Source organism: Leucobacter soli (assembly GCF_042659205.1).
Classification (GTDB): Bacteria; Actinomycetota; Actinomycetes; order Actinomycetales; family Microbacteriaceae; genus Leucobacter; species Leucobacter soli.
On record NZ_JBHSRW010000348.1, the window covers coordinates 1 to 1,681 of the forward strand.

A 1,681-nucleotide genomic window follows, 5' to 3' on the forward strand; every position below is an offset into this window, starting at 1 on the left:
CAGCGCGAGCCGCAGCACCTCCCGTCGATGCGCGGTGCGCAGCGCCTCGGCGGCCGCCTCGATGTGCTCGCGACGCGAGGCGAGCGAGCGCATCTCGTCGAGCAGCGCCTCGAGCGGAACCGGGCGCAGCAGCTCGTCCCGTTCGAGCCAGGCGACCGCCTCCGGCACGGACTCGAGCAGCTCGGCGGCGAAGCGCGAGTTCGACAGAACATGAGTGAGACGTTCGGCAGCCTCGCTGCCGTCCCGCAGCAGTCGCAGGTACCACGGCGTGCTGCGATTGGCCTCGCTCACCCTTCGGAACGCGAGCAGGCCGTAGTCCGGATCGGTGCCCTCCGCGAGCCACTGCAGCAGCACCGGAAGGAGATTGCGCTGGATCCGGGCGTTGCGCGACGTCCCCTTCGTGAGCGCGGCTAGATGACGGATCGCGCCCTCGGGATCGCGGAAGCCGATGCTGTGCAGCCGTGCGCGCGCCTGATCGGAGCCGAGGATCAGCTCCTCGCCGGGCAGCGCCGCGACCGCGCTCAGCAGCGGGGCGTAGAAGACTTTCAGATGCAGCTCGCGCACCTCGCGTTTGACGCCGCGCCACGCTTCGACCAGACCCGAACCGGTGGCCGCGAGACCGGATGCGCGTGCGAGCACCCGCAGCGGCTCGTCCTCGAGCGGCATCAGCGCGGTGCGGCGCAGCTCGCGCAACTGCAGGCGATGCTCGAGCGTGCGCAGCCAGCGGTAGTCGGCGGCGAGGCGATCCCCGTCGCCCCGGGCGACATAGCCGCCCTCCACGAGCGCGGCGAGCGACTCGAGCGTGCCGCGCAGGTGCAGACGATCGTCGTACTGGCCGTGCACGAGCTGCAGGAGCTGCACGCTGAACTCGATATCGCGCAGCCCGCCCGGCCCGAGCTTGAGCTCGATCTCCCGCTGATCCTCGGAGATGTGCTCGGTGACGCGCTCGCGCATGCGCTGCACGGATCCGACGAAATCCTCGCGGCCGCTCGACGCCCAGACCAGCGGACGGGTCGCCTCGACGAAGGCGCCGCCCAGCTCGAGGTCGCCGGCGACCGGCCGCGCCTTGAGCAGCGCCTGGAACTCCCAGGTCTTTGCCCAGCGCTCGTAGTAGCTGAGCATGGAGCCCAGCGTCCGGACCAATGGGCCCTGCCGGCCCTCGGGACGCAGATTGGGGTCGACCTGCCACAGCGGCGGCTCGAGCGCGGGATCGTGGATCGCGCGCATGAGCTCCGCGGCGAGGCGCGTGGCGACGCGCAGCGCGGTGTCGGCATCGAGCGAGTCGTCCGCCGGTTCGGCGACGAAGATCACGTCGACGTCGCTGACCACGTTCAGTTCGCGGGCGCCGCACTTGCCCATCGCGATCACCGAGAGCCGTGTCGCGGCCACGTGCTCCACCGGAACCGGTGCCCCGGAGGTGCCCGCGACGAGAGCGCCGCGGGCGAGCGCGAGCGCGGCTTCGAGCGCTCCGCTCGCGAGGTCGCTGAGGGCTGCCGAGACCGTGTCGAAGCTCTCGGGCCCACCTGCCTCGAGGTCGTGCAGCATCAGCTCGGCCAGCAGCTCGCGGTACCGCACCCTGAGCGCATTCCAACCCGGGTCGCCGACCGTACCGGCCACCGGTGCGCGCCCGTGAGCATCGGCGCCGGTGCCTCCAGCGGAGGCCGATGCGCCTACGGCGGCG

Annotated in this window: 1 protein-coding gene; it reads right to left on the reverse strand. The window is 71.9% G+C overall.

The features are described 5' to 3' along the window. On the reverse strand, positions 1 to 1,681 hold a 1,681-nt coding region (locus tag ACFPZL_RS12965; RefSeq protein ID WP_382335788.1), incomplete at both ends, for a bifunctional [glutamine synthetase] adenylyltransferase/[glutamine synthetase]-adenylyl-L-tyrosine phosphorylase.